Genomic DNA, 25,677 nt, shown 5'->3' with positions numbered 1-25,677 from the left:
CCGGGTGGCCGCGACCAGGTGTGCGGTCCCCTGCTGGGTGGCTCAGCCACCGGGCAGGGGGTCGAGCCACCGTCGACGGTGGCTCGAGCCCCGACCCGGTGGCTGGGCCACCGGGTCGGGGTCGGGTCAGGCGGGCGGACCGGCCGGACGGCTGGCCGCGCGGCGGCGGCGCGGACGGGCCACGGCCGCGGCCGGGGGCTCCTCGACGACGGGCTGCGCGGGTGCGGGCACCTCGGCGGTCGGCTCCGGGGCGGCGTCGCCGTCGGTGGCGGTCGCCGGGGTCTCCTCGGTGACGGCGCCGGCGGCCTCGGGCAGGTCGAGCTCGACCTGCCCGGGGACGTCGGGCTGCTCCGCGGTGGCCGGGGTGTCCCCGGCGGTCCCGTCGGTCGGTGCCGCCTCGTCCACCGTCAGCTCGTCCACCGCCGCCTCGTCCACCGTCGGCTCGTCCACCGTCGACTGGTCCGCGGGCGCCTCGTCCGCGGCCGGTCCGACGGGCGCGTCGGCGGGCACGGGCGCCACGGCACCGCTGGACACCGCACCGGCAGCCACGGTCCCGAGCGCGTCCTGGGTGGCCGCGTCCCCGGCGTCGTCCGCGACGTCGGCGTCGTCGTCGTCGGCGTCGTCGTGGACCACCTGGGCGTCGACGGCCTCGGCGTCGACGGCCAGCTGGCCGTCGGCCTCCTCGACCGTGTCGACGGCGTCCACCGGCGCGTCCCGGACGGCCTCGTCGGGGGTCTCCACCGCGGCGTCGTCGTCCTCACCGCGGGCGGCGGAGAGCACGGCGGCGTCCTCGGCGGCGCGGGCCTCACCGGACTGGCCGCGGTTGCGGCGTCCCCGGCTGCGGCGCCCGGAACGGCCGCCGGTGGGCTGCTCGTCCCCCGCGGTCGCCTCGTCGCCGGCCGGGACCGCCTCGGCGGTCTGGGCCGCCTCGGTGGTCACCTCGGGGGCCTCGGCGTCCCGACCACCGGAGCCGTTGCCCCGGTTGCGGCCGTTGCCGCCGTTGCCGCCGTTGCCGCCGTTGCCGTTGCCGCCCTGGGGGGCGGGAGCGCCGGCGGCCGCCGCGGTGGCCGCCCGCTTCTTCTCGTCCACCGGGTCCAGGTGCACTACGACACCCCGGCCGCGGCAGTGCTCGCAGGGCTCGGAGAACACCTCGAGCAGGCCCTGGCCGACTCGCTTGCGGGTCATCTGGACCAGACCCAGCGAGGTGACCTCGGCGACCTGGTGCTTGGTGCGGTCCCGGCCCAGGCACTCGGTGAGGCGGCGCAGCACCAGCTCCCGGTTGCTCTCCAGCACCATGTCGATGAAGTCGATGACGATCATCCCGCCGATGTCGCGCAGCCGGAGCTGGCGGACGATCTCCTCGGCGGCCTCGATGTTGTTCTTGGTGACCGTCTGCTCCAGGTTGCCCCCGGAGCCGGTGAACTTGCCGGTGTTGACGTCGACGACGGTCATCGCCTCGGTGCGGTCGATGACCAGCGACCCGCCCGAGGGCAGCCAGACCTTGCGGTCCAGCGCCTTGAGCAGCTGCTCGTCGATCCGCAGCTCGCGGAAGACGTCACCGGTGCCGGTGTACCGCTGCAGGCGCTCGGAGAGCTCGGGCGACACGTGCGCGACGTAGGCCTCGACGGTGTCCCAGGCGTCCGAGCCCTGGACGACCAGGCGCTTGAAGTCCTCGTTGAACACGTCGCGGATGACCCGGATCGCCAGGTCGGGCTCGCCGTACAGCAGCGTGGGGGCGTTGCTGGTCGAGGCGGCCTTGGTCTGGATGACCTCCCACTGCGCCTGCAGCCGGGCCACGTCGCGGGTGAGCTCCTCCTCCGAGGCGCCCTCCGCCGCGGTCCGGATGATCACACCGGCGTCCTCGGGGACGATCTTCTTGAGGATGTCCTTGAGCCGCTGGCGCTCGTTGTCGGGCAGCTTGCGGCTGATCCCGGTCATCGAGCCGCCGGGCACGTAGACCAGGAAGCGTCCGGGCAGGTTGACCTGCTGGGTGAGCCGGGCGCCCTTGTGGCCGATCGGGTCCTTGGTCACCTGGACCAGGACCTTGTCCCCGGACTTCAGCGCCTGCTCGATCGACCGGGACTTGCCGGACAGCCCGGCGGTCTCCCAGTTGACCTCACCGGCGTACAGCACCGCGTTGCGGCCCTTGCCGATGTCGACGAACGCCGCCTCCATGGAGGGCAGCACGTTCTGCACCCGGCCCAGGTAGACGTTGCCGGCGAAGGACGTCGACTGCGCCTGGGTCACGTAGTGCTCGACCAGCACGTCGTCCTCGAGGACGGCGATCTGGGTCCGGTCGCCCTGCTGGCGGATGACCATCGCGCGGTCGACGGCCTCGCGGCGGGCCAGGAACTCCGACTCGCTCAGGATCGGCGCGCGGCGACGACCGGTGTCCCGGCCGTCCCGACGGCGCTGGCGCTTGGCCTCCAGGCGGGTGGAGCCGGCGACGCCCTTGACGGCGTCGTCGCTGGAGTCGCGGCCGTTGCGGCCGGCCCGCTCGGGACGGTCGTCGTCGGTGCTGTCGGTGGTGTCTGCCGTGCCGGCCGCGCCGGACGAGCCCGCGGACTCCCCGCGACGCCGGCGGCGGCGGCGACGGCGGGTGCTGGACCCGGAGCCCTCGGCGTCCCCGGAGTCGTCGTCCTCGTCGTCGTCCCCGTCGGAGCCGGTGCCCGAGGGGTCCTCGGTCTCGTCGGACCCGGAGGCCGGGCCGGCGTCGGCGGTGTCGCCGTCGCGGTCCTCGTCGTCCTCGCCGCTGCGGCCACGGCCACGGCCACGGCGGCCACGGCGACGGCGGCGACTGCCGGAGGCGGAGTCGTCGTCGTCGCGGTCCTCACCCTCGGCGTCGGTGTCCTCGGCGTCTTCGGCGTCGGCCTCGTCGCCGGGCGCGGGGAGGACGACGGGGGTCTCCTCCTCCTGCTCGGCACGGTCCTGCTCTGCCTCGGCCGCCTCGGCGGCGCGCTCGGCGGCGGTCTTGCGGCGCGAGCGGCTGCGACGGGCCGGCTTCTCCGCGGGCTCGTCGTCGCTGACGGCGGGAGCCTCGGGCGCGCTGTCGGTCGGCTCGGCCGGCGTCTCGGCCTGGGTGCGGCGGCTGCGGCGGCGGGGCGCGGGGGCGGCCTCGGCGGGCTCGGCGGCCGGGGCCACGAAGCTGACAAAGGCGGGGAGCGTGGGTGCGGCGGCGGGGGCGGGCTCGACGGAGTCCGGGTCGGCCGACAGTGCGGGGCGGGTGGCCCGGCGGCGCGGGCGGGCGGCGACGCTGGTGGGCTCCGGGGAGCTGAACTGGGCGCCGTAGCGGGGCGCCGCGGACTCCTCGACGGTGCGCGAGGGCGGGATCGCCGCAGCCTCGAGGGTCTCGGCGTCGGCCCGCAGGCGGAGCTCCTCGGTGGGCTCCCCGGTGGGCTCGTGGGCGGGGTCGGCGTCCTCGAGGAGCGCGTCGTCCGGGAGCGCGTCGTCCGGAGCGGGGTCACCGGCCGCGGTGTCCGGCGGGGTGAGGTCCTGGGCGGGGGTCTCCTCCGCGGCCCGGTCCTCGGTGCTGGGGCTGGTCTGTTCGTCGTGGTCGGCCACTGAGGGCTCGCCTCCTGTGCGTCCCCGGGCGCCGATCGTCGGGTACGACGACTGGCGGCCGCGCAGGGACGCGGGTCGGGCGGGTCGGGCGCCGCGCGAGCGGCGCGTCCGACCCACGGAAGTCTGGAGCGGGTCCCGTCCGGTACCGGGGGGACCCGGTGGTGCACGTTCGAGAGCTGACTCGCGGGTGGTGCTGGGCTGCGGTGGAGCTGGCTGCGGTGGAGCTGAAGGCTGTCGAGCTGGGGAGCTCTGTCCCGGCACGGCTGGCAGACGTGTCGGGCGACGTCGCACGCGGGCCCCGCACGCTCAGACCGGCTGGGGTTCCCCCTGGCAGCGGGAACCGGCCTCGCGGTCCTGCGCGAGCGGGTCGGCTACCTCACCGCTGTCGTCGAGCCGGCCCTGCGCCTCACGCACGGCCCGGGGGGGCAACGGCGGGTGCAGGTCGGCGACGGCAGCGAGAGCAGCCAACACGTCGTCCGGTCGTACGGTCGGCGTCAGCTGCCGTACCACCACGTGCAGTATGGCACAACCTGCCCCCTCGGACACGGAGGCGCTGACCACGGCAGCGCGGGCGTCGATGTCCCGCGGGCCGTTCTTCGTCTTCTTCGCCACGGTCACCACGTCGGCCGCGAGCAGGGCCGCCACGGCGTCACCCAGCTCGGCCGGGTCCACCCCGGCCAGGTCGATCCGCCAGCGGGTGGCGTCCAGCCGTTCGGCCAGCCCGCCGGTCCCCTCCCCCGCCTCGACGCACTCCAGCACGTCGATGCCCGGGGGCAACGAGGCGTCCAGGGCCACCCGGACGGCCTCGGGGTCGCAGCGCGCCGACAGCCCGATCTCCACGTACTCGGCCTCCGAGGCGGCCCCCGTCGGCGCCGCACCCATGTAGCTGATCTTGGGGTGCGGGCTGAAGCCGGCGGAGAACGCCATCGGGACCTGGGCGCGCCGCAGGGCTCGCTCCAGGGCCCGGGCGAGGTCGCGGTGCGAGGCGAACCGCAGCGGACCGCGCTTGGTGTAGCGCAGCCGCAGCTTCTGCACGGTCGGCGGCGGCGGGGGGCCGTCGGGCTGGCGGGCCATCAGTGCGTGTGGACCGGGTCGGCCACCGACGCCTCGACGTCGACGTCCACCTGGGCCGTGACACCGGGACGCGGACCGGCCCCGATGGGCGTCAGCGGGATCAGCGACCGGCCGGTGGGACCGATCTGGATCTCGGTGCCCATGGTCGGGCAGACGCCGCAGTCGTAGCAGGGGGTCCAGCGGCAGTCGGCGACCTCGTCCTCGTTCAGCGCCTCCTGCCAGTCGTCCCAGAGCCACTCCTTGTCCAGGCCGGACTCCAGGTGGTCCCAGGGCAGCACCTCGTGCTCACCGCGCTCGCGCGTGGTGTACCAGGCCAGGTCGACGCCGAAGGGCGCCAGCTCCTCGGCCGCGGCTGTGGCCCAGCGGTCGTAGGAGAAGTGCTCGGACCAGCCGTCGAAGTGACCGCCGTCGCGCCAGACCCGCTCGATGACCCGGCCCACGCGACGGTCGCCGCGGGACAGCAGTCCCTCGATCACGCCGGGCTTGCCGTCGTGGTAGCGCAGGCCGATGGAGCGGCCGATCCGGCGGTCGGCGTTGATCGCGTCGCGCAGCACCCGCAGGCGGTGGTCGATCGTCTCGGCCGAGGCCTGCGACGCCCACTGGAACGGGGTGTGCGGCTTGGGCACGAACCCGCCGATGGACACCGTGCAGCGGATGTCCTTGTTGCCCGCGGCCTCGCGGCCGGCCCGGATCACCTCGACCGCCAGCTCGGCGATCTCCAGCACGTCCTCGTCGGTCTCGGTGGGCAGACCGCACATGAAGTACAGCTTCACCTGGCGCCAGCCGTTGGCGTAGGCCGTGGTGACCGTGCGGACCAGGTCCTCCTTGGACACGGTCTTGTTGATCACCCGGCGGATCCGCTCGCTGCCGCCCTCGGGGGCGAAGGTCAGCCCGGAGCGGCGGCCGTTGCGGGACAGCTCGTTGGCCAGCGTCACGTTGAACGCGTCGACCCGGGTGCTGGGCAGCGACAGGCCGGTGTTGGTGCCCTCGTACCGGTCGGCCAGCTCCTTGGCCAGCTGCCCGATCTCGGAGTGGTCGGCCGAGCTCAACGAGAGCAGGCCCACCTCCTCGTACCCGGTGGCCTTCAGGCCGGCGTCGACCATCGAGCCGATGCCGGTGATCGTGCGCTCGCGCACCGGGCGGGTGATCATCCCGGCCTGGCAGAACCGGCAGCCCCGGGTGCAGCCGCGGAAGATCTCCACGCTCATCCGCTCGTGCACGCTCTCGGCCAGCGGGACCAGCGGCTGCTTGGGGTAGGGCCACTCGTCCAGGTCCATCACGGTGCGCTTGGCGATCGTGGTGGGGACGTCGTCCCGGGTGGGCGTGAAGGCCGCGATGGTGCCGTCGGGCAGGTAGCTGACCGCGTAGAACTGCGGCACGTAGACGCCCTCGACACGGGACAGCCGGGCCAGCAGCTCGGTGCGGCCACCGGGGCGTCCGGCCGCCGTCCAGGCGCTGTGCACGTCGGTCATGTCCCCGACGACCTGCTCGCCGTCACCGAGGACGGCGCAGTCGACGAAGTCGCTGACCGGCTCGGGGTTGAACGCGGCGTGCCCGCCGGCGACGACGACGGGGTGCGACTCGTCGCGGTCGACCGCGTGCAGCGGGACACCGGCGAGGTCCAGGGCGTCGAGCAGGTTCGTGTAACCCAGCTCGGTGGCGAAGCTGACACCCAGGAAGTCGAAGTCGTGGACCGGGCGGTGGTTCTCCAGCGTGAACTGGCCGACGCCGTTGGCACGCATCAGACCGGCCAGGTCCGGCCACACCGCGTAGGTGCGCTCGGCCAAGGCGTCGGCGCGCTCGTTGAGCACCTCGTACAGGATCATCAGACCCTGGTTGGGCAGGCCGACCTCGTAGGCGTCGGGGTACATGAGCGCCCAGTGGACGGCGACGTCGTCCCACGGCTTGGTCTGGGCGTTGAGCTCTCCACCGACGTACTGGATGGGCTTCTGCACCTGGGCGAGGAGCGGCTCGAGACGGGGGTACAGGCTCTCGACAGTCATAGCGGGGTCGAGGGTAGCCGCCCGCGGTGGAGTGCCAGGGCGCGGAAAGCGCGTCCCTGGCACTCCGTCAGCTCACAGCGCGGGGAAGAACAGGCCGATCTCGCGCGCGGCGGACTCGGGCGAGTCCGAGCCGTGCACGATGTTGTTCTGCACCTCGAGCGCCAGGTCGCCGCGGATGGTGCCGGGGGCGGCCTTCACCGGGTCGGTGGCGCCGGCGAGGGCGCGGAAGGCCTCGATGGCCCGGGGGCCCTCGACGACCAGGGCGAGCAGCGGACCGCCGGTGATGAACGCGACGAGCGAGCCGAAGAACGGCCGCTCGCTGTGCTCGGCGTAGTGCTGCTCGGCGACCTCGCGGGGCAGGGTGCGGAGCTCGGCGGCGACCAGGCGGAGGCCCTTGGCCTCCAGGCGGGACACGACCTCCCCGACCAGGCCGCGGGCGACGCCGTCGGGCTTGACGAGGACGAGGGAACGTTCGGTGGTGGGTTCGGACACGCCCCGGAGGCTACGGGGGCCGGTCAGCGGGTGGTGACCGAACCCGTCCCGGGCACCAGCTCGACCCAGGTGGTCCCCGGCGCGAGGGTGACCGGTGCGCCGTCAGGGCCGGTCAGCACCACCGGGTCGCCGGTGCCGGCCTTGGACCAGGTGGCGACGACGGTGCTGCCGCCGGTGGCGATCAGCGCCTCACCGCCCTCGGCGTCCAGCAGGGTCTCCGGGACCGGGTTGCCCGCCGGGTCGGTGGCGTCGGTGGCCACCACCCGGACCCGCAGGGTCACCACGTTGGTCGCCCGCAGCGCGACGCCGTCGGCACCGACCGAGGGCTCGGTGCCCTCGGCGCGCAGCCACGCGCCGTCCGGGGCGCTCCAGGTCCAGGTCGGGGTGGCGACCCGGGACAGCTCGAGGTCCACCGCCGCGGTCGGGGTGCCCTGCACCGTGGCCGTCGGGGTGCCGGAGTAGCCGAACTGGGCGGCGGGCGCCCCGCGGTGCGCCTCGTCGGCGGCGTCGTAGAGCGCCTGCGGAGCCAGGTGCACGTTGTGCGGGGCGTCGCGGGTGTCGACCCGGTAGAAGCCGGCGTCCCCGGCGTCGAAGGTGAAGACCTGCAGGCCCGCCTCGGCCTCGGCGTCGACGTACTGGGCCTGGCCGCCGGAGGTCGCGAACAGCCCGCCCACCGGGGCGGTGATGGCCGGGTCCATGGGCCGGGTGGAGCGGACCGGGCCGATCTCGGCCGGGACCTGGGACTGGTAGACGGCGACGAAGCGGCTGATCCCGCCCTCGACCACCTGCTCCCAGACGACGTCGGCCTGGCCGAGGCCGGTCTGGGGCCGGGCGTCCGGTGAGTTCTCCACCTTGACCGACAGTGCCGGCCGGAGGACGGGGTCCGTCGTCGGCACACCGGTCAGCGGCCACGGGACCGTCGGCGGGGGCGGAGGGGTGGTCACCGGGGCGACCGTGGGCACGGCGGCAGCCGGCTCGAGGCCGCCGGCCAGCAGGTCCACCGGCGTGCCGCAGCCCCCCAGCAGCACCACCGCGAGCGCTGTCACGACGGCACGCCGTGCTCCTCGGATGCCTGCTGCCACGACTGCTCCCCTGGTCCGGGGCCCGCCAGATGGGAGACCCTCGGTCTCCTCATCGGCAGTCCCGGCCCGGGTCGGGCCGACGTCGTCCTCGAGGTGGGGGCGGTGCTCGCCGACCACGAGGTCGACCCGCTCGACGTCCGGGCGCGAGACCGGCGCCGGGGCGCCCGAGCTCAGTCCTGCGGCGTCGAGGGCGGCGGGTCCGGCACCGGGCCGAACGGCGTCCCGACCAGGTCCTTGCGGATCTGCAGCAGGTACAGCCACACCAGCAGGAACACACCGCCGACGAACCACATGGCGTTGGAGTAGAAGCCGGTCAGCAGCAACGGCACCTGCAGCACGGTGCCGATCAGCAGCCCCCGGGGCCGTCGCTGCACGCCGCTGGACAGGACGAGCAGCACGGCCAGCACGATCAGGACGGTCAGCCGGACGCCGCCCAGGCCGTCGGACTGCACGATGCCGCGCGGCACGAAGAGCACCGCGATGCCCTCCAGCAGCAGGGTGGCCGCCGCGGCACCGGACAGCGCCTTGGCCGCCCGCGCCGGGTCGGCCGCGCGCGGAGCGGTCACTTCTTCTTCCCGCCCATCAGCGTGCGGGCCTCACCGGCGGTGATGACGCTGCCGGTCACCAGCACGCCCGAACCGCCCAGCGCGTGGTCGGCACCGGCCTCGGCCAGCTCGATCGCAGAATCCAGGGCGTCGGCCAGCCGAGGGTGCACGCTGACCCGGTCGGCGCCGAACACGTCGACCGCCAGGGCGCCCAGCTCGTCTGCGGGCATCGCGCGGGCCGAGCTGTTCTGGGTCACGACCAGCTCGGCGCACAGCGGCTCGAGCTCGGCGAGCATGCCGCTGACGTCCTTGCCGGCGACGCAACCGACGACGCCGACCAGCCGGGTGAAGTCGAAGGACTCGCGCACCGCCTCGACGGTGGCGGCCATGCCGGCCGGGTTGTGCGCGGCGTCCACCAGCACCGACGGCGAGGTGCGCACGCGCTCCAGCCGGCCCGGCGAGCGGACGGCGGCGAAGGCGGCCCGCACGACCTCGGGGTCCACCGGCCCGCTGGCCGCACCCGCCCCGAGGAACGCCTCGACCGCGGCCAGGGCGACGGCGGCGTTCTGCGCCTGGTGGGCACCGAAGAGCGGCAGGTAGACCTCGGGGTACTCCCCGCCCAGGCCCTGGATGCGGATCTGCTGGCCGCCCACGGCCACCCGGCGCTCCAGGACGCCGAACTCGGTGCCCTCGCGGGCCACGGTGGCGTCGACCTCGACGGCCCGGCGGACCAGGGCCTCCAGCGCGCCCGCGGGCTGGTGCGCGAGCACCGCGACCACGTCGGGGCCGGGCACGCCGTCCTCGGTCGGCGGCGCGGTCTTGATGATCCCGGCCTTCTCGGTGGCGATCGTCGCGACGTCGGGGCCCAGGTACTCGGCGTGGTCCAGCGACACCGGCGTCACGACGGCGACCCGGGCGTCGGCGACGCTGGTGGCGTCCCAGGTGCCGCCCATGCCGACCTCGACGACGGCGACGTCGACCGGGGTCTCGGCGAACGCCGCATAGCCCATGGCGACGAGCACCTCGAAGAAGGACAGCGGCACCTCGCTGCCGGCGTCGACCATCTGGACGTAGGGCGCGATGTCGTCGTGGACCTCGACGAAGCGCTCCTCGCTGATCGGCCGGCCGTCGATCACGATCCGCTCGCGCACCGACTCCAGGTGCGGGCTGGTGAACCGGCCGACCCGCAGGCCGAAGCCGCGCAGCAGCTCGTCGACCATCCGGGCCGTCGAGGTCTTGCCGTTGGTGCCGGTCACCTGGATGACGGGCATGGCGCGGTGCGGGGAGCCGAGCAGGTCGACCAGCGCGGAGATGCGGGTGAGGCTGGGCTCCAGCCGGCTCTCGGGCCAGCGCGCCAGCAGCTCGGCCTCCACCCTGGTCACGTCACGGCTGGCGCCCGGGGTGCGGCCGTGGGGTCGCTGGTCGGACGGGGAGGTGCTCACCGGTCCCAGGATGCCAGTCGCCCCGGGACGCCGGAGCCGGACTTCCTAGGATGAGCCCATGGCCACCGACCTCGACCGCCGCTCCGCTGACCATGGGCGGTCTGTCACAGGACCCCCGGACAGCGCTGCCCCGGGAGCCCCGGGCGCGGTACCCGACAAGCCGACGCTGGAGGGCCTGGAGGCCAAGTGGGTCCCCGTGTGGGCCTCCTCGGGCGTCTACGACTTCGACCGGGACGCCGCCCTCGCGGCCCCGCGCTCGCAGACCTACGCCATCGACACCCCGCCGCCCACCGCGTCGGGGTCGCTGCACGTGGGCCACGTCTTCAGCTACACCCACACCGACATCGTGGCGCGCTACCACCGGATGACCGGCAAGCACGTCTTCTACCCGATGGGCTGGGACGACAACGGCCTGCCCACCGAGCGTCGGGTGCAGAACTACTACGGCGTGCGCTGCGACCCCTCGCTGCCCTACGACGCGTCGTTCCAGCCGCCGGAGAAGCCCGCGAAGGACCAGCTGCCGATCAGCCGGCGCAACTTCGTCGAGCTCTGCGAGCGGCTGACCGCCGTCGACGAGGACGCCTTCGAGCAGCTGTGGCGCCAGGTCGGCCTCTCGGTCGACTGGTCCAACGTCTACCGCACCATCTCCGAGACCTCCCGGGCCACCGCGCAGCGCGCCTTCCTGCACAACCTGGAGCGTGGCGAGGCCTACGCCCAGGAGGCGCCGACCCTCTGGGACGTCACCTTCCGCACCGCCGTCGCCCAGGCCGAGCTGGAGGACCGGGAGCGCCCCGGCGCCTACCACCGGATCGCCTTCGCCGGCCCGAGCGGCCCGGTGCACATCGAGACCACCCGGCCCGAGCTGCTGCCGGCCTGCGTGGCCCTGGTCGCCCACCCCGACGACGCCCGCTACCAGCCGCTGTTCGGCCAGACCGTGACCACGCCGGTGTTCGGGGTCGAGGTGCCGGTCGTGGCGCACCGGTTGGCCGAGCCGGACAAGGGCTCGGGCATCGCGATGATCTGCACCTTCGGCGACCTCAACGACGTCACCTGGTGGCGTGAGCTGCAGCTGCCCACCCGCCCCGTCGTGGGCTGGGACGGCCGGCTCGTGCCCGACGCCCCCGAGGGTGTCGCAGCAGCGCCCTACGCCGAGCTGGCCGGCAAGACCGTCTTCAGCGCGCAGGCCCGGATGGTCGAGCTGCTGCGCGAGTCCGGCGACCTGGACGGCGAGCCCCGCCCGATCACCCACCCGGTGAAGTTCTTCGAGAAGGGCGAGCGCCCGCTGGAGATCGTCACCACCCGCCAGTGGTACATCCGCAACGGCGGCCGGGACGCCGACCTGCGCGCCGCTCTGGTCGCCCGCGGCAAGGAGATCCAGTGGGTCCCCGAGCACATGCGGCACCGCTACGAGAACTGGGTCGAGGGCCTCAACGGCGACTGGCTGGTCAGCCGGCAGCGCTTCTTCGGCGTCCCGTTCCCGGTCTGGTACCGCCTGGACGAGGCCGGCGAGCCGGACTACGCCGCTCCCCTGCTCGCCCCCGAGGCGGCGCTGCCCGTGGACCCGTCCTCCGACGTCCCCGAGGGGTTCACCGAGGACCAGCGCGGGGTGCCCGGCGGCTTCATGGCCGACCCGGACGTGATGGACACCTGGGCGACCTCGTCGCTCTCACCGCAGGTCGCCTCGGGCTGGGACACCGACCCGGAGCTCTTCGCACACGTCTTCCCGATGGACCTGCGGCCGCAGGCGCACGACATCATCCGCACCTGGCTGTTCTCCACGGTGGTGCGCGCGCACTACGAGCAGGGCCAGGTGCCGTGGACGCACGCGGCGATCTCCGGCTTCGTGGTCGACCCCGACCGCAAGAAGATGTCCAAGTCCAAGGGCAACGCCACCACCCCGGTCGACGTGCTGGAGAAGTACGGCACCGACGCCGTCCGCTGGCGCGCCGCCGGCGCCCGCCCCGGCGCGGACTCGCCCTTCGACGAGGTGCAGATGAAGGTCGGCCGCCGGCTGGCCATCAAGCTGCTCAACGTGGGCAAGTTCGTGCTGGGCAGCCTGGGCGCCACCGCCGACCTGGTGGGCGCCCCGGTCACCGAGCAGGTCGACGCCGCCCTGCTGGCCGCGCTGCGCGGGGTGGTCACCGAGGCCACCGCGGCGATGGAGGCCTACAACTACACCCGGGCGCTGGAGGTCACCGAGACCTTCTTCTGGCAGTTCTGCGACGACCACGTCGAGCTGGTCAAGACCCGGGCCTACGGTGAGGACGGCGGCCCTGCCGAGGCGGCGACGTCGGCCAAGGCGGGTCTGGCGACCGCGCTGTCGGTGCTCAACCGGCTGCTGGCCCCGGTGCTGCCCTTCGCCACCGAGGAGGTCTGGTCCTGGTGGCAGACCGGCTCGGTGCACCGGGCGCCGTGGCCCACCGCCGACGAGCTCCCCGCCGGCGGCGACCCGCTGCTGGTGACGGTGGCCGCCGAGGCCCTGGCCGCGGTCCGCAAGGCCAAGAGCGAGGCCAAGGTGTCCATGCGTGCCGACGTCCAGTCCGCCGTGGTGCACGCCCCGGCCGCGCAGGTCGCCCTCGTCGAGGCGGCCCGGGTGGACCTGACCTCGGCCGGGCGCATCGCCACGCTCACCGTCGAGCCCGGACAGGGCCCGCTGACCGTGGACGTCGTCCTCGCCCCGACGGAGCAGCCGGCCCCCTGAGGCCGGTGCCTCGAACGGGCACACCCCGGCGTCCGGCCCGACAGCTGCTCGCCGCCCAGGGATCCGGTCACCGCGTGCGGTGACCGGATCCCTGGGCGTGACCGGCCGACGCAGGGGTGCTGGCTGTCGCCGTGCAGGCGGACTCGCGTGCTGCAGCGGCACAGCCTCCCTGCACGGCGCGACTCCGGCGGTCCAGCACGGGTCTGGACACACGAGAGGCCCAGGACCGTGGTGGTCCTGGGCCTCTCGCGATCGGGCGGGGTGGGTCAGGCGGACTTGTCGCGGCGCTCGCGGACGGGCTTGCGCGGCACGATGGTCGGGTTGACCCGGTCCAGCACCACCTCGGCGGTGATGACGACGGTGGCGACGTCGTCGCGGCTGGGGATGTCGTACATGACCGACTGGAGGACCTCCTCCAGGATCGCCCGCAGGCCACGGGCCCCGGTGCCACGCAGCAGCGCCTGGTCGGCGATGGCCTCGAGGGCGTCCTCGGTGAACTCCAGCTCGACCCCGTCGAGCTCGAAGAGCCGGCGGTACTGGCGGACCAGGGCGTTCTTCGGCTCGGTGAGGATGTTGATCAGTGCGACCCGGTCGAGCTTCTGCACGGTCGTGATGACCGGCAGACGCCCGATGAACTCGGGGATCATGCCGAACTTGAGCAGGTCCTCGGGCAGCACCTGGGCGATCGCGTTGGCCTGCTCGATCTCGGCCTTGCCCCGGACGGGAGCGCCGAAGCCGATGCCCTGCTTGCCGATCCGGGCCTCGATGACCTCCTCGAGGCCGGCGAAGGCGCCACCGACGATGAACAGCACGTTGGTGGTGTCGATCTGGATGAACTCCTGGTGCGGGTGCTTGCGCCCGCCCTGCGGCGGCACCGAGGCGGTGGTGCCCTCGAGGATCTTCAGCAGGGCCTGCTGCACGCCCTCACCGGAGACGTCCCGGGTGATCGAGGGGTTCTCGCTCTTGCGGGCGATCTTGTCGACCTCGTCGATGTAGATGATCCCGGTCTCGGCGCGCTTGACGTCGTAGTCCGCGGCCTGGATCAGCTTGAGGAGGATGTTCTCGACGTCCTCACCGACGTAACCGGCCTCGGTCAGCGCCGTGGCGTCGGCGATCGCGAAGGGCACGTTCAGCATCCGCGCGAGGGTCTGCGCCAGGTGGGTCTTGCCGCACCCGGTGGGCCCCATCAGCAGGATGTTGGACTTGGCCAGCTCCACGCCCTCGTCGCGGGAGCCACGCTCACCGCCGGCCTGGATGCGCTTGTAGTGGTTGTAGACGGCCACCGCGAGCGTCTTCTTGGCCCGGTCCTGGCCGATGACGTACTGCTCGAGGAAGTCGTGGATCTCCTTGGGCTTGGGCAGCTCGTCGAACTTGAGGTCCGAGGACTCGCTGAGCTCCTCCTCGATGATCTCGTTGCAGAGCTCGATGCACTCGTCGCAGATGTAGACCCCGGGGCCAGCGATGAGCTTCTTGACCTGCTTCTGGCTCTTCCCGCAGAACGAGCACTTGAGCAGGTCGCCGCTCTCACCGATACGTGCCACCTGGCTGACCTCCGTGTCACCGGGCCCGCGCCGCGCGCGGGTCCCTTCATCGTGGTGCCCCTGTCACCCGCCGGACGGCGGGCCTCCTGCACGAGCCGGCGATGGCCGGGAGTCGGGCGTCTGCCGACCGTACCGGCCCCCACCGACGTTCCCGGGCAGTGACGCACCCGGGTCCCCCGTGGATCACGGCGGTCCTGCTCACCCGTCCCCGCGCGGGCTCCCGGACACCGCCCGGGTGGGCCGACCGTACGGCCGGGAGCCCCCGCAGGGGCCCCCGGACCGGACGGTCGTCGTGCGGCTCAGGCCGAGAAGGCGTTGAGCTTCCGGCTCTGGATGACCTCGTCGACGATCCCGTACTCCAGGGCTTCCTGGGCGGTGAGGATCTTGTCGCGGTCGATGTCCTTGCGGACCTGCTCCTGGGACCGGCCGGTGTGCCGGGACAGGATCTGCTCCATCTGGGTGCGCACCCGCTCGATCTCCGCGGCGTGGATCTCCAGGTCGGTGACCTGGCCGCCGGCCTCACCGGAGGGCTGGTGGATCAGCACGCGGGAGTAGGGCAGCGCCAGCCGCTTGCCCTTGGTCCCGGCCGCGAGCAGGACGGCAGCGGCCGAGGCGGCCTGGCCCATGCAGACGGTCTGGATGTCGGGACGGACGAACATCATCGTGTCGTAGATCGCCATCAGCGCGGTGAACGAGCCACCGGGCGAGTTGATGTACATGGTGATGTCGCGGTCGGGGTCGGTGGACTCCAGCGTGAGCAGCTGGGCCATGACGTCGTTGGCGCTGGCGTCGTCGACCTGCACCCCGAGGAAGATGATGCGCTCCTCGAAGAGCTTGTTGTAGGGGTTGGACTCCTTCATCCCGTAGCTGGTGCGCTCGGTGAAGGAGGGCAGGATGTACCGGCTCTGCGGCATCTGGGAGCTCATGTCAGGTCCTCCGACCGTCAGTTCTCGGTGACCGGGTTGTCGGTCTCGGTCGTGGCAGAGGCCTTGGTGACCACGTGGTCGACGAAGCCGTACTCGAGGGCCTCGGCCGCGGTGAACCAACGGTCGCGGTCGGAGTCCTCGGCGATGCGCTCGACGGTCTGGCCGGTGTGCAGCGACTGGAGCTCGTTGAGCTCCTTCTTCGTGCGCCGGAACAGGTCCGCCTGGATGGCGATGTCGGAGGCGGTGCCGCCGACGCCGGCCGAGGGCTGGTGCATCATGATCCGCGCGTGCGGCAGGGCGTAGCGCTTGCCCTTGGTGCCGGCGGTGAGCAGGAACTGCCCCATGGAGGCCGCCAGGCCCATGCCGTAGGTGGCGACGTCGCAGTCGATGAACTGCATCGTGTCGTAGATGGCCATGCCCGCGGTGACCGAGCCACCGGGCGAGTTGATGTACAGGTGGATGTCGCGCTTGGGGTCCTCGGCCGACAGCAGCAGCATCTGGGCCGCGAGCTGGTTGGCGATGACGTCGTCGACCTGGCTGCCCAGGAAGATGATCCGCTCGCGCAGGAGGCGCTCGTAGACCGAGTCGCCCAGGTTCATCATGTTCCCGGAGCCGCGCATCACGGGCGCGGTCGGGTGTGCGGTGTTCACGTGTGCGGTGACCTCCGTGGGACAGGCGTGCAGGCGGTCTGGGTCAGGGTGGTTCGGTGGTGCTGGTCGTCCGCCGGGGACGGCACGGGAGGACTGCTCCCGGGGCCTTCTCGGTGTCACGTCGACCCTAACGCGCACGTCCGACAGGCCACTCCCGTACGGGCCGGTGTTCGCCGAGGGCGCACACCCGCCGGGGTGGGGTGGTGCCGGCAGACGACGACGCCCGCCCCACCTGGCGTGCGGTGGGGCGGGCGTCGTGGCGGTGCGGGGTGGGTCAGGCCTCGTCGGCCTCGTCGGCCTTCGCAGCGGCCTTCTTCTTGGGAGCGGCCTTCTTGGCGGCGGCCTTCTTGGCCGGGTCCTTCTCGGCGGGCTCAGCGGCCGGCTCCTCGGTCACCTCGGCGACCTCGGTCTCCTCCCCGACGACCTCGGAGGCCTCGGCGAGGGGCTCCTCGCCGAGCTCGGCCTCGGTCTCGGCGGCGGCGACCTCGGTGGTCGGGGCGGCGGCCACGGTCTTCGGGCGCAGCGCCTCGAGGTCCACGGCGTTGCCCGACTCGTCGGTGATCGTGGTCTGCTCGAGCAGCTGGGCCAGCGCCTTCGTCCGTCGCACGTCGGCGACGAAGTCGGAGATGTTGTTGCCCTGCTGGAGCTGCTGGGCGAAGGCCTCCGGGCTGACCCGGTTGCGCTGCGCCTGGGCCATGATCTGGGCCGACAGGTCGTCGTTGTCGACGGTGACCTCGCGGGCGTCGGCGATGGCGTCGAGCACGAACTGCGTGCGCACGGCGTTCTCGACGTTGCTGCGCATGTCCGCGTCGTAGGCCTCACGGCCCTCGACGCCGGCGGCGGTGAAGTAGGCGTCCCAGTCCATGCCGGCCTGCTGGAGCTCCTGCTCCATGGCCCGGGTGCGCCACTCGAGCTCACGCTCGACCAGCTTCTCCGGCACCGGCACCTCGGTGGCCTCGAGCAGGTGCTCGACCAGCTTGTCGCGGGCCTGGCTGCCCTGCTGCAGGACCTTCACCCGGGACAGGCGGGTGCGGACGTCGGCCCGCAGCTCCTCCAGGGTGTCGAACTCACTCGCCGTCGAGGCGAACTCGTCGTCGAGCTCGGGGAGCTCCTTGGCCTTGACCGAGCGCACGGTGACGGTGACCTCGGCCTGCTGGCCGGCCTGGTCGCCGGACAGCAGCGCGGAACTGAAGGTGGCCGACTCGTCGGCGGACAGGCCGCGCACGGCCTCGTCCAGGCCGTCCATCAGGGTGCCGGTGCCGACCTCGTAGGACATCCCGCTGGTGGTGCCGTCCTCGAGCTCCTCGCCGTCGAGCTCGGCCACCAGGTCGATGGAGACGTAGTCGCCGTCGGCGGCCGGGCGGTCGACGCCGGTGAGCATGGCGAAGCGCTCGCGCATGGTGTCGACCTGGGTGTCGACCTCGGCGTCGGTGACCTCGACGTCGTCGACGGTCACGGCCAGCGAGTCCAGCGCCGGCAGCTCGAGCTGCGGGGCCACGTCGACCTCGGCGGTGAAGGCCAGGGTGTCGCCGTCCTCGAGGCGGGTGACCTCGACGTCGGGCTGGGACAGCACCCGGACCTGGTTCTCGCGGACGACCTCGGAGTAGACCTCGGGGACGGCGTGCTGGACGACCTGCTCCAGGACGACGGGGCGCCCGATGCGCTGGTCGAGGATGCGGTGGGGGACCTTGCCCGGACGGAAGCCGGGGACCCGCACCTGCCGGCCGAGCTCCTTGTAGACCTCGCCGAAGGCGTGGTCCAGGTCGCCCCACGGCACCTCGATCGCGAGCCGGACCCGGGTCGGGCCCAGGTTCTCGATGGTGCTCTTCACAGTGCAGCGCTCCTCGGTGCAGACGTCAGGTGGTCGTCGGTGTCGGCGCACGCCCGCGGACGGACGCCGGACACCGGGTTGCCCGCGAGTCTAGGGAGACCCGCGTGGCGCTGTCGGGGTGACAGGATTTGAACCTGCGGCCCCCTGCTCCCAAAGCAGGTGCGCTACCAAGCTGCGCCACACCCCGTGGCGCGCAGAGTCTAGGCCGTGCCCCGGCCGGGGCCACCGGGCGACCGGCTACCCTGGCCCGGCGGCACCTCGCGGGTGTAGCTCAATGGTAGAGCCCCAGCCTTCCAAGCTGGCCATGCCGGTTCGATCCCGGTCACCCGCTCTCTCGCACACAGGCCACTCACCTGCCTGAACCCGCCTGACGGCCGAAACGACAGGTGCCACGCGCCCGGTCGAAACCCAGCGCGTGGCACCTGCGTGGCACTACGAGGCGGTACTAGTGCCTGCTCATGCGTCGTTAGGGAGCGGGCGGAGCCGCAACCTGCCGGCGATCTCCTGGTCACGGAACTCAGCCCGGTGCTGATAGATCATCGCGGCGGCCATGGTCCGATGACCCGCCCTGTGCATGCTCTCCCGTGGCGTGGCACCGGCCTGGGCCGCCCACGTAAGTCCGGCATGCCGCAGGTCGTGCCAGTGGAACTCCGGCAGCCCGGCGCTGACACGAGCCTGCCGCCATGCACGGCCAATGTGCTCACGTGCCAGCACCCGACCCGTCGGGTGTGTGAACAGCGGTGCGGTCGGCAGGCCAGGCGGGGCCGTGATCAGGTGCGACCGAACGGCCGAGACCGCCTCGGGCGGCATCACCACCGAACGCGCCTGGCCCGTCTTCGTGCTTTTGGTCAACGGTCCGTCGTTCGTGCGCACCACGGCGCGGCGAACGTGCAGCACGCCGGCGGCCAGATCGACGTCCCCGCTGCAAGCCGAGCAGCTCACCGAGCCTCAGGTGGCAGAGCACCGTGACCGTCGCCGGTGCGAGGAGATAGTGCGGCAGGGCGTCGATGAGCTGCCCGGCCTCGTCCTGGCTCATGTACGGACGCTCCGGCGTCTTGGGGTCTCCGCCGTTCTTGAGCTAGCACGGGTTCTTCACGATCAGGTCGTCGACGACGGCCGTGTTCAGGATGTTCCGCAGCAGCCGATAGGCCTGCGCGGTAGCTGTGCGGCCAGTCGCACCGAGCCGGTCCGAGTACCAGCGGCGAACATCGTCGGCGGTCAAGTCCGAGAGCCGGAGATCGCCGAGCTGGGGCTCGATGTGGAGGCGCAGCGCGCTCCCGTACAGCTCCCAAGTGCTGACGGCGAGCGTTGGCCTATGCACCTCCAGCCAGTCCGCCACGTAGTCACCGAAGAGGGCCCGTCCCCTAGACGGATCGCGGTAGGTCCCGTTTCTGATGGCGTGGTCGATTTCGACCAGGCGGCGCTTAGCCTCCGCCTTCATGCGGAACGTCCCCTTCACCCGAGTGGGACGTCCGTGCTCATCGGGGTGCCGCACCCGGTAGCGGCCCGAGGGCAACTTCTCGATGTTGCCGAAGGCGCGGGTCACTGGTTCGCCCGGTCGCGCTCGTCGGCTTCGGCGGTGAGGGCGGCGGCAAGATCCCGAAGCCGCTGGGCGGCGAAGCCCGGTGCCGATCCCTCGAACTCGTACCGCTGGAAGTCCTCTTCGACGGCGTCGCCGAGCAGCATGGCCAGCTCGTCCATGTCCAAGTCCTCCGGGTGCCACTGGTCCAGGAGATGGCCGAGCCAGTGCAGCGCGTCGAACGTCTTCTGGTTGCGAGGGCTGACGGACTCGTCGTTGCGCCGGGCATTGACCTCGGCTGCGGCCAGCGCGAAGGACTGACGCGCCAGCGCCTCTAAGCGGAACGGCCCGTGGTCGATTCCGCCAGAGCGGACCACGAAACCACCCGTAGAGCGACGCACGTGCGGGAGGTCCTGACGTTCGGCCGCGGAGTCAACTCCGGTCGCAGGGACCGTGCCGGGAGCTCTTTCGAGCGTGTGGTGTGTCATGCCGACAGGCACCACATCAGGGATGGGTGCGCTACCCACCTGCCCGGTAGTGCTGTCGTGTCGCGACGGAGAGTGGAGGGGCTCGGGGAGCCGGTTCAAGGTCATAAAGACTGATCCCGGTTCGCGAGGCCGCGGCCCGCCCAATCAGCAGTTTGTTATCAACCCGTGATGGTCGGCTTGCCGGCCTTCGGCGCTGGAGGTCACCTTCGGCATCACAAGGCTCGTCCTGCTACGGAGACAATCGGAAGCCCCTCGACGATAATCTCATCTGCGATCGCTTCCCTCCAGGAGGGCGGCGGACCGGCCCTGGCACGATCAAGCCGTCCGCGCGAGCACCCCAATGCACCAAGAGCGCCGTTTGCGCCGATCCACACGGCAACGAGCGTCCGGTCAAGCGTGGCCGAACAGCTGACGATGAGCCCGGGCAAAGGCGGGATCAAGCGGGTGATCGGGATGAACGGTGAGCTGGCCCAAGGCGAGCCCGCGGGCGTCTCTAACGGTCCAGTCGGCCGCAATGTAGAGACCGCCATGGTCAAGCTGGACGTGGTGGTTCGGACACAGACACAGCAGATTTGCTAAGGCGTCAGGACCGGGATCTCCTCCGCCGAGCGCCTGCAGGTGAGCCCCCTCGGCATACGGACCTGCTGCGGTTTCGATGCGCATGCTACAGATCTGGCACCGATAGTCGTATAGCGCCTTCACTTGATCGGGCAGAGCGCCGTCTCGAACGAGCCGGTAAAGCGTCGTCTGTCGGCGCTTCACCTCACCAGTAGCAGACTCCCTGTTTGCTCTGCCGTCGATGACTTCCGCGAGCGGTGTGCGACTTCTCAAGCGGTAGCGGCATATCAGGTAGCCACTGAGACCTGGGGCCACCCAAGCGTCCTCAACACCGTACAGCCCGTCGTAGCGGAAGCCATGCGCCGTAGACCGCACTAAGCGGACCGGCTGGCCACTATCGACGTTCAGCGCTAAAGACGCGTTGACGCCTTGCATGAGTTGGTCCGCGACCTGCTTACCCGCAACACGTCCACCCTGACCTGTATAGAAGAGAAGGTCGCCCAAATCCTCATCGTCCTCATATCCGCCGGACAGTAGGACACTTTCCACTCCCTGGCCCGGGAGCCCACTTCCGCAGATACCGCGTCGGATGTCGCGATGAACTCCGGCCTGGTGCAACGCTCGACGGTTGGTGAATGTCGCCCCGGGCAGAACGCCATAGACGAGGCCCAGCGCCACTCAGCTGTCCATGCTAAGGAAGCCGGCTGGTCCAAATAGATGGTCGCGCCGCAGGAAGCGATTATAGTAGGCGCAAGACGGTTCCCCCAGGTGAAGACACGCCGGGCAGGCATTCTCTGCGCGCGCGCAACCGGGGTCGAGGGGGCAGCGGCTCTCTGCTTCTGCCTGCCGAGCCAAGAGCATGTGCATGTCCGTCTCGAAGACAGCTTGCATACCGCCCAGAACAAAGTCCCCCTTGGGCGTCGCGTAAACGAAGGCTCCTAAGTGGTGGGGCACCAGATACTCCGAGAGGGACTCTCGGTCGATACCGGCCATGACCGCGAGTTGTCGAATGAGGCGGTGTGTATAGCTGTGCAGAAGAGTGAGCACTGCAGTGCCCGGCGTCTCAGTGTCGGCATTTGCGCCACGATCGGGGATTTCGATTGCCGAAAGGATGGCGCCCCTGGCCTCTTTATCGCTCGTTGGGACACTCTTAAGATGACCACGACCGTGCAACCACCGCGCTACTCGTTGCGGATCAAGGCGAAGGAAGAATGCCTCGGTTTCGCTAGAGTCTGCATACACACGGTAGGCGCCACCCTTACCACGGAACATGACTACCCGACTACTCCCAGCAGTTCCCCCTCCGCGACTATACCCAAACACGCCCTTCAGGACGGGAAAACGGTCGATAAGATCGACCTCTGTCAATCCCGCCGCTCCAAGCCGCGCAGGATATTCGTCCCGGTATAGTTGGCGCAATTCTGGCCCAACCGACTGCTCCTTCATCCCAGTGATGCTGCGCCGCCCGTCGTAGACCGCGAGGACGACGTCCGTTGCCTCGTCTTGGGCTAGAGCGCGCTTCTCGGACGAAAGCTCCACGTTGGCCCCTGATGCATCAGCGAACGCGTGCCCACTGGCCGCCGCCGCCGTCGCCGCCAGTTCTGCCACGGTCGCGTCCATACCGGTGGCTACTAGCTTGTCGATGAAGGATTCCCGGGTGTCCTGACCGCCACCCGGTCGGTCGCCAGGCATTCCCTCGAGAAGCCAGTCGAGACAGGCAGCCTCACCACCCCGCATCTTGATCTCCACCAACTGTTCGGGGCGAGGTGGGTTCACCATGGTGATGCTGTGTGGGGTGTACACGGACGCGGCGCGATGGACGTTATAGCTAGTACCTGATTGCTGACAGCCCATGCACCGAGCACCGACTCGCAGGCCCCGCTGAAGCTCCCGCTGACAGACCGGGCAGTAAAAGATTAGGTCTTTGACCTTACTGCTTCCGGGCGTTTTGACTGCAAGCTCATTGTGCGTTGGGCACGACGGCGCCCAAGGCTGACTCAGATGGCCACACTCGTGGTAGCCGACAAAGTGGAATTGACCCCTGTTCGTGCCACCGCATTTGCAGTTTCCGGTGCGCCGGGAGCCCAGGCGTCCACATCGAGTACAGCGCCACAGCTGGGGCCACAACTCTACGTGAACGCCGCGATCCCTATTAAGACGAACGACCTCCAGGCTGTAGCCCTTACGAAGTTCGTCCGAGGCGCCGTTATCTTGACCCGCCCGAGCCCAGGGGTCCAGTGAGGCTGTAAGGCGCCGCCGGACGCTGGTCGTATCCACCGACAGCGGGATGGGGTCCAACCACTTATCTACCTTCCAGATGCGTCGACCAAGGTCGACGGTCTGCTCAGGAAGGAGGGAGAATAGAATCTGAGAAGGACTACGTTGCGCGCGCATATCAGTCTTCGTCTCCTACAACAGGCGCCGACTCTTCAACATCACGAAGCGACCGCATGACAGGCCCACTGGGTGACAAGTCTTGTGGCCACCTAACGGTGGTGGCAGGGTCATTCAACGTGCTGAAGTAGCTATGCATCCAGCCAGCGATATCGTCGGTAAGCATCTCGTCGAGCGGCCCATCGAAGCCCAACGCGTGGGCAAGCGCCGCTGCCTCGCTAGCTGCATTGGTCGCGTTGTCCTGGTGGTAGCTACGAAGTCTCGAGACGGTTGTGAGAGCGCCACCGGAACGTGGCTCGTGTAGCGCGAGGCGCCTGGCTTCGACAATGCCCGAGGTAGTCAGAGCCAGCACCCGCCGGCTGCGCCGCGTGATGGGCACTGGTTCCACGAAACGGTCCCCCTGCCGGACGTAACTATCGAACTGCCCAAAGGTGGCCTGCTCCCGTTCCCGTCCGATGCGATGCAGCACGTAGACGAGTCCAGGCCACCGACGACCGACGCGCGCGGTGGTCTGGATGAACTCCGCTGTCGTCAGCGGGATCCCGAGCATGACCATAGTGTTGAGCCGCTCAATGTCGACGCCATGGCTGAGCATGCTTGAGGCGGCGATGACATGGATGCGGTCCTGGAATTGCGCCTCCGGTGTCTCAAGGCGCCGAAGGGTTCCGCGGACGGTCTCGAAGTCGGTACCGCCGGTGAGCGTTTCCGCCTGAATTTCTAGCGGGATCTGCGTATCGATCGACCGGCGAGCGGCTTCAACGTCGCGAAGCGTGTTGCCGTAAACGACGTTTACGCCGTAGTTGCTAAGCAGGTGCGCTACGTGGCTCAAGTCAACTCCGGCTTCTCGACAAACGCCGCTCGGATCATCGAGGAGTCGACGGACACTCTCTTGCAGGACGGTGAGAGTGCGGTCGGAGACGAACTCCATGGTCACCCCTCGGGGGGCCACCGCCACAAAGCGCCGCGCTAGCGCCGGCGTCTCGTGGGACCAGAAGGAACGTCCAGCAGAAGGGCCTGGTTGGGGGAACACGCGTCCCCCACGTTGATACAGGACGTCGACTTGCCGCTCGAAGCCGGTAAGCGTGGCGGACGAGGCCACGACCTTCGCTCGTCGTGCTCCCAACTCCTCTTGCAGATGATCCAGGGCCGCCTCGTAGTGGGAGCCGACCGCGCCCAGTGAGTCACGAAGCAGATGCAGCTCGTCTTGCAGTCGCAAGGTAGGCGCCCACCGTTCTCGCGGCTGCGAAAGATTCCTGCGCTCACCTTGGCACCCTGGGACTAAACAGCCGTTCGGCCGAGCGCTCCGTGGGGAGTAGCAGTAGCCATGCCCCGGACGACTGCACACTCCACGTGGCGCTCCAACGAAGCCGCGCATCGCGGCTTGCATGCCCAGCAAGGCTGCCTTATCCAGCGTGCCGACGACGACGGAGGGAAGGAACCGGTAGATCTCCTGGTCGACGACGTAGAACGGCAGGCCGTCGTTCTCCCAGGGGCAGGCCTCATTGGCACAGCGATGCTGGAGGGTCCAGCTGGCACGGTCGAAGCACATGTCAATTTCCGCGGACCGGCAGAACGGACACCGCATCAGCACCTGGAATTCCCCGGGCATGTTCGGGTCGTGCGGGTCAGGCTCACCGTCCTTCGGCTCAAGTGCGATGGCGTTGGGTGTCCCGCCTTTGCCAACGAAGAAGCCGAGTCCGATAGGTGTACCCTGGATCCCCTCTCGGGACCGCATCAGCTCGGCTCCGGCGAGCGCGTCGGCGAACCTTTGCGTCTGCTGAAGGGACAGCATGCGAAGGGGGAAGCGACTCCAGGCGGATATGCCCTCGCCCTTGCCCGTCAGACGGTCATACAGCACCGACGTGACCAGCAGCCCCAAGTAGGTCTCCGTCTTCCCACCCCCGGTGGCGAACCAGACGGTGTCGACGGTGTCGGCGTCGGCCGGATCCACCAGGCCCACGAGGGCCCCGACCAGGAAGCCCAGCTGGAAGGCACGCCACCCCTCGTAGCGGCCGTTGGCGGCGTGAGCAATGGCCTCATTCGCCAGCTTGAACGCATGCAGCAATTGCGCGTCAACGGCGAGGAGGTCGAGGCCACGGCGGAGCCGTGTGACCTCCGCGTCGAACTTCGCGGCCTCGCTCTCCGCTTCAGCTCGCATGTCGGGCGTCCAGCCGTCCGCGAGAGCGTCAAGGTCGTCGAGCGCGCTCGACGACCAGTTGTCTGAACCCCACTCCTCAAGTGCCACGATGAGCTTCTCAATTTCCGGAAGCGGATCGCTGGAAAGTGCAGCGAAGGTGAGATCGGGAGTCTGCGCCGCTTCGATTGAGTAGAGAGGGCGACCTCGGTCCGTCACAACAACGTCGGTGGTCCGCAAGCTCTCACCGACGACTTCGACGCCGGCGTTGATGCCGTAGGCAGGGACGCGCCGGTCGTAACGAAACGTCTCAGGCAGCGCCTCAAGTTCAAAAGGCACGGTGGGGAGTCCTGTGACTGCAACTGTCGCCTCGTACAGATGAGTGTCTGGGGTTGTCGACGACTTCTCCTGGCCCTCGTTCACCAGAGTGATGATGAGTTCCGGATGGTCCTTCCAGCTCTCCACGTCGATACGCAGGCCAGCGGCGTGCCGCTGGAGACCTTGCGCCCTGAGTGCCCCCGTCAATTCACTTTGCCCGCGCTGGTTCGGGCCAGTTTCAGCTGGCACTTCCACAGTGATCGACTTCTCGACCCGGTCATTCTTGACCAGTCACTGGCAGCGTTGCGAGTCCATGTCACAAACCCGACGTCCACGGTAAAGATCCACGGGCCAGACGCGGCGGGCCTGACGCGCAGGCCGACAGCGCAGGGATCGAGTCGTTCGCCTCGCTTCCCCA

Annotated in this window: 18 protein-coding genes and 2 tRNA genes; 2 read left to right on the top strand and 18 right to left on the bottom strand. The window is 70.5% G+C overall.

The annotated features are described in order from the left end of the window. Positions 1-126: 126 nt before the first annotated feature. The 7 genes from ASG41_RS16685 to ASG41_RS16655 form a co-directional block, all read right to left on the bottom strand. Positions 127-3,561 (bottom strand): Rne/Rng family ribonuclease, encoded by a 3,435-nt coding sequence (locus ASG41_RS16685; protein WP_056297446.1) that lies wholly within the window; start codon positions 3,559-3,561, stop codon positions 127-129. A 306-nt stretch (positions 3,562-3,867) separates the two neighbouring features. Continuing rightward, complete coding sequence (locus ASG41_RS16680) at positions 3,868-4,635, bottom strand: TIGR03936 family radical SAM-associated protein (RefSeq protein ID WP_056297444.1); 768 nt, start codon at positions 4,633-4,635, stop codon at positions 3,868-3,870. After that, the gene (locus ASG41_RS16675) at positions 4,635-6,638 is read right to left on the bottom strand and encodes a TIGR03960 family B12-binding radical SAM protein (RefSeq protein WP_235564859.1); all 2,004 of its coding nucleotides are present in this window, start codon (positions 6,636-6,638) and stop codon (positions 4,635-4,637) included. Before ASG41_RS16675 ends, ASG41_RS16680 begins: the two co-directional genes overlap by 1 nt. 72 nt (positions 6,639-6,710) lie before the next feature. Further along, a complete protein-coding gene (gene ndk / locus ASG41_RS16670; protein ID WP_056297440.1) occupies positions 6,711-7,130 on the bottom strand; it encodes a nucleoside-diphosphate kinase in 420 nt (139 codons plus the stop codon). Between the two features lie 23 nt (positions 7,131-7,153). After that, positions 7,154-8,176, bottom strand: coding sequence for a DUF3048 domain-containing protein (locus ASG41_RS16665; protein ID WP_235564858.1), 1,023 nt, complete (start codon positions 8,174-8,176; stop codon positions 7,154-7,156). A gap of 206 nt (positions 8,177-8,382) precedes the next feature. Continuing rightward, positions 8,383-8,778, bottom strand: coding sequence for a DUF4233 domain-containing protein (locus ASG41_RS16660; protein ID WP_056297438.1), 396 nt, complete (start codon positions 8,776-8,778; stop codon positions 8,383-8,385). Next, positions 8,775-10,199, bottom strand: coding sequence for a folylpolyglutamate synthase/dihydrofolate synthase family protein (locus ASG41_RS16655; RefSeq protein WP_200939023.1), 1,425 nt, complete (start codon positions 10,197-10,199; stop codon positions 8,775-8,777). Before ASG41_RS16655 ends, ASG41_RS16660 begins: the two co-directional genes overlap by 4 nt. 58 nt (positions 10,200-10,257) lie before the next feature. Here ASG41_RS16655 and valS point away from each other — a divergent pair, with 58 nt between their 5' ends. Beyond that, positions 10,258-12,900 (top strand): valine--tRNA ligase, encoded by a 2,643-nt coding sequence (valS, locus tag ASG41_RS16650; protein ID WP_056297435.1) that lies wholly within the window; start codon positions 10,258-10,260, stop codon positions 12,898-12,900. A gap of 266 nt (positions 12,901-13,166) precedes the next feature. On the opposite strand, the gene clpX is transcribed toward valS, so the two are convergent. From clpX to ASG41_RS16625, 5 genes are all read right to left on the bottom strand, one after another. Further along, positions 13,167-14,441: an ATP-dependent Clp protease ATP-binding subunit ClpX gene (gene clpX / locus ASG41_RS16645; protein ID WP_056297431.1), complete on the bottom strand. Its 1,275-nt coding sequence runs from the start codon at positions 14,439-14,441 to the stop codon at positions 13,167-13,169. Positions 14,442-14,740: 299 nt separating this feature from the next. After that, complete coding sequence (locus tag ASG41_RS16640; RefSeq protein ID WP_056297428.1) at positions 14,741-15,367, bottom strand: ATP-dependent Clp protease proteolytic subunit; 627 nt, start codon at positions 15,365-15,367, stop codon at positions 14,741-14,743. 17 nt (positions 15,368-15,384) lie between these two features. Continuing rightward, positions 15,385-15,987 (bottom strand): ATP-dependent Clp protease proteolytic subunit, encoded by a 603-nt coding sequence (locus ASG41_RS16635; RefSeq protein ID WP_056298210.1) that lies wholly within the window; start codon positions 15,985-15,987, stop codon positions 15,385-15,387. A 304-nt stretch (positions 15,988-16,291) separates the two neighbouring features. After that, positions 16,292-17,848, bottom strand: coding sequence for a trigger factor (gene tig, locus ASG41_RS16630; RefSeq protein ID WP_082557026.1), 1,557 nt, complete (start codon positions 17,846-17,848; stop codon positions 16,292-16,294). Between the two features lie 113 nt (positions 17,849-17,961). After that, a tRNA-Pro gene (locus ASG41_RS16625) sits at positions 17,962-18,035 on the bottom strand. Positions 18,036-18,108: 73 nt separating this feature from the next. Here ASG41_RS16625 and ASG41_RS16620 point away from each other — a divergent pair. Beyond that, a tRNA-Gly gene (locus ASG41_RS16620) sits at positions 18,109-18,179 on the top strand. A 125-nt stretch (positions 18,180-18,304) separates the two neighbouring features. Here the strand turns inward: ASG41_RS16620 and ASG41_RS16615 are convergent. The 6 genes from ASG41_RS16615 to ASG41_RS16590 all read right to left on the bottom strand — a co-directional run bounded on the left by ASG41_RS16615 (position 18,305) and on the right by ASG41_RS16590 (position 25,406). Next, on the bottom strand, positions 18,305-18,790 hold the full coding sequence (locus ASG41_RS16615) for a tyrosine-type recombinase/integrase (protein ID WP_056297426.1): 486 nt from the start codon (positions 18,788-18,790) through the stop codon (positions 18,305-18,307). Positions 18,791-18,926: 136 nt separating this feature from the next. Further along, positions 18,927-19,394: an N-terminal phage integrase SAM-like domain-containing protein gene (locus ASG41_RS16610; RefSeq protein WP_056297422.1), complete on the bottom strand. Its 468-nt coding sequence runs from the start codon at positions 19,392-19,394 to the stop codon at positions 18,927-18,929. After that, complete coding sequence (locus ASG41_RS16605) at positions 19,391-19,744, bottom strand: hypothetical protein (protein WP_056297419.1); 354 nt, start codon at positions 19,742-19,744, stop codon at positions 19,391-19,393. The genes ASG41_RS16610 and ASG41_RS16605 overlap by 4 nt, the downstream gene beginning before the upstream one ends. Positions 19,745-20,245: 501 nt before the next feature. Next, on the bottom strand, positions 20,246-21,091 hold the full coding sequence (locus ASG41_RS23205) for a YDG/SRA domain-containing protein (protein ID WP_082557025.1): 846 nt from the start codon (positions 21,089-21,091) through the stop codon (positions 20,246-20,248). After that, positions 21,092-22,162, bottom strand: coding sequence for a DUF1998 domain-containing protein (locus ASG41_RS23710; RefSeq protein ID WP_157519470.1), 1,071 nt, complete (start codon positions 22,160-22,162; stop codon positions 21,092-21,094). Positions 22,163-22,808: 646 nt separating this feature from the next. Beyond that, positions 22,809-25,406 (bottom strand): helicase-related protein, encoded by a 2,598-nt coding sequence (locus ASG41_RS16590; RefSeq protein WP_200939021.1) that lies wholly within the window; start codon positions 25,404-25,406, stop codon positions 22,809-22,811. Positions 25,407-25,677: the final 271 nt, after the last annotated feature.

The organism is Modestobacter sp. Leaf380 (genome assembly GCF_001424485.1).
GTDB lineage: Bacteria > Actinomycetota > Actinomycetes > Mycobacteriales > Geodermatophilaceae > Klenkia.
Note: the sequence above shows the minus strand (reverse complement) of the source record. Positions and strands in the feature narration are given on the sequence as shown.

What these genes read in the sequence shown, in the direction of transcription:
- ASG41_RS16680 (WP_056297444.1), bottom strand. Translation starts at nt 4,635, where the DNA reads ATGGCCCGCCAGCCCGACGGCCCCCCGCCGCCGCCGACCGTGCAGAAG.
- ASG41_RS16675 (WP_235564859.1), bottom strand. Translation starts at nt 6,638, where the DNA reads ATGACTGTCGAGAGCCTGTACCCCCGTCTCGAGCCGCTCCTCGCCCAG.
- valS (WP_056297435.1), top strand. Translation starts at nt 10,258, where the DNA reads ATGGCCACCGACCTCGACCGCCGCTCCGCTGACCATGGGCGGTCTGTC.
- ASG41_RS16640 (WP_056297428.1), bottom strand. Translation starts at nt 15,367, where the DNA reads ATGAGCTCCCAGATGCCGCAGAGCCGGTACATCCTGCCCTCCTTCACC.
- ASG41_RS16635 (WP_056298210.1), bottom strand. Translation starts at nt 15,987, where the DNA reads ATGCGCGGCTCCGGGAACATGATGAACCTGGGCGACTCGGTCTACGAG.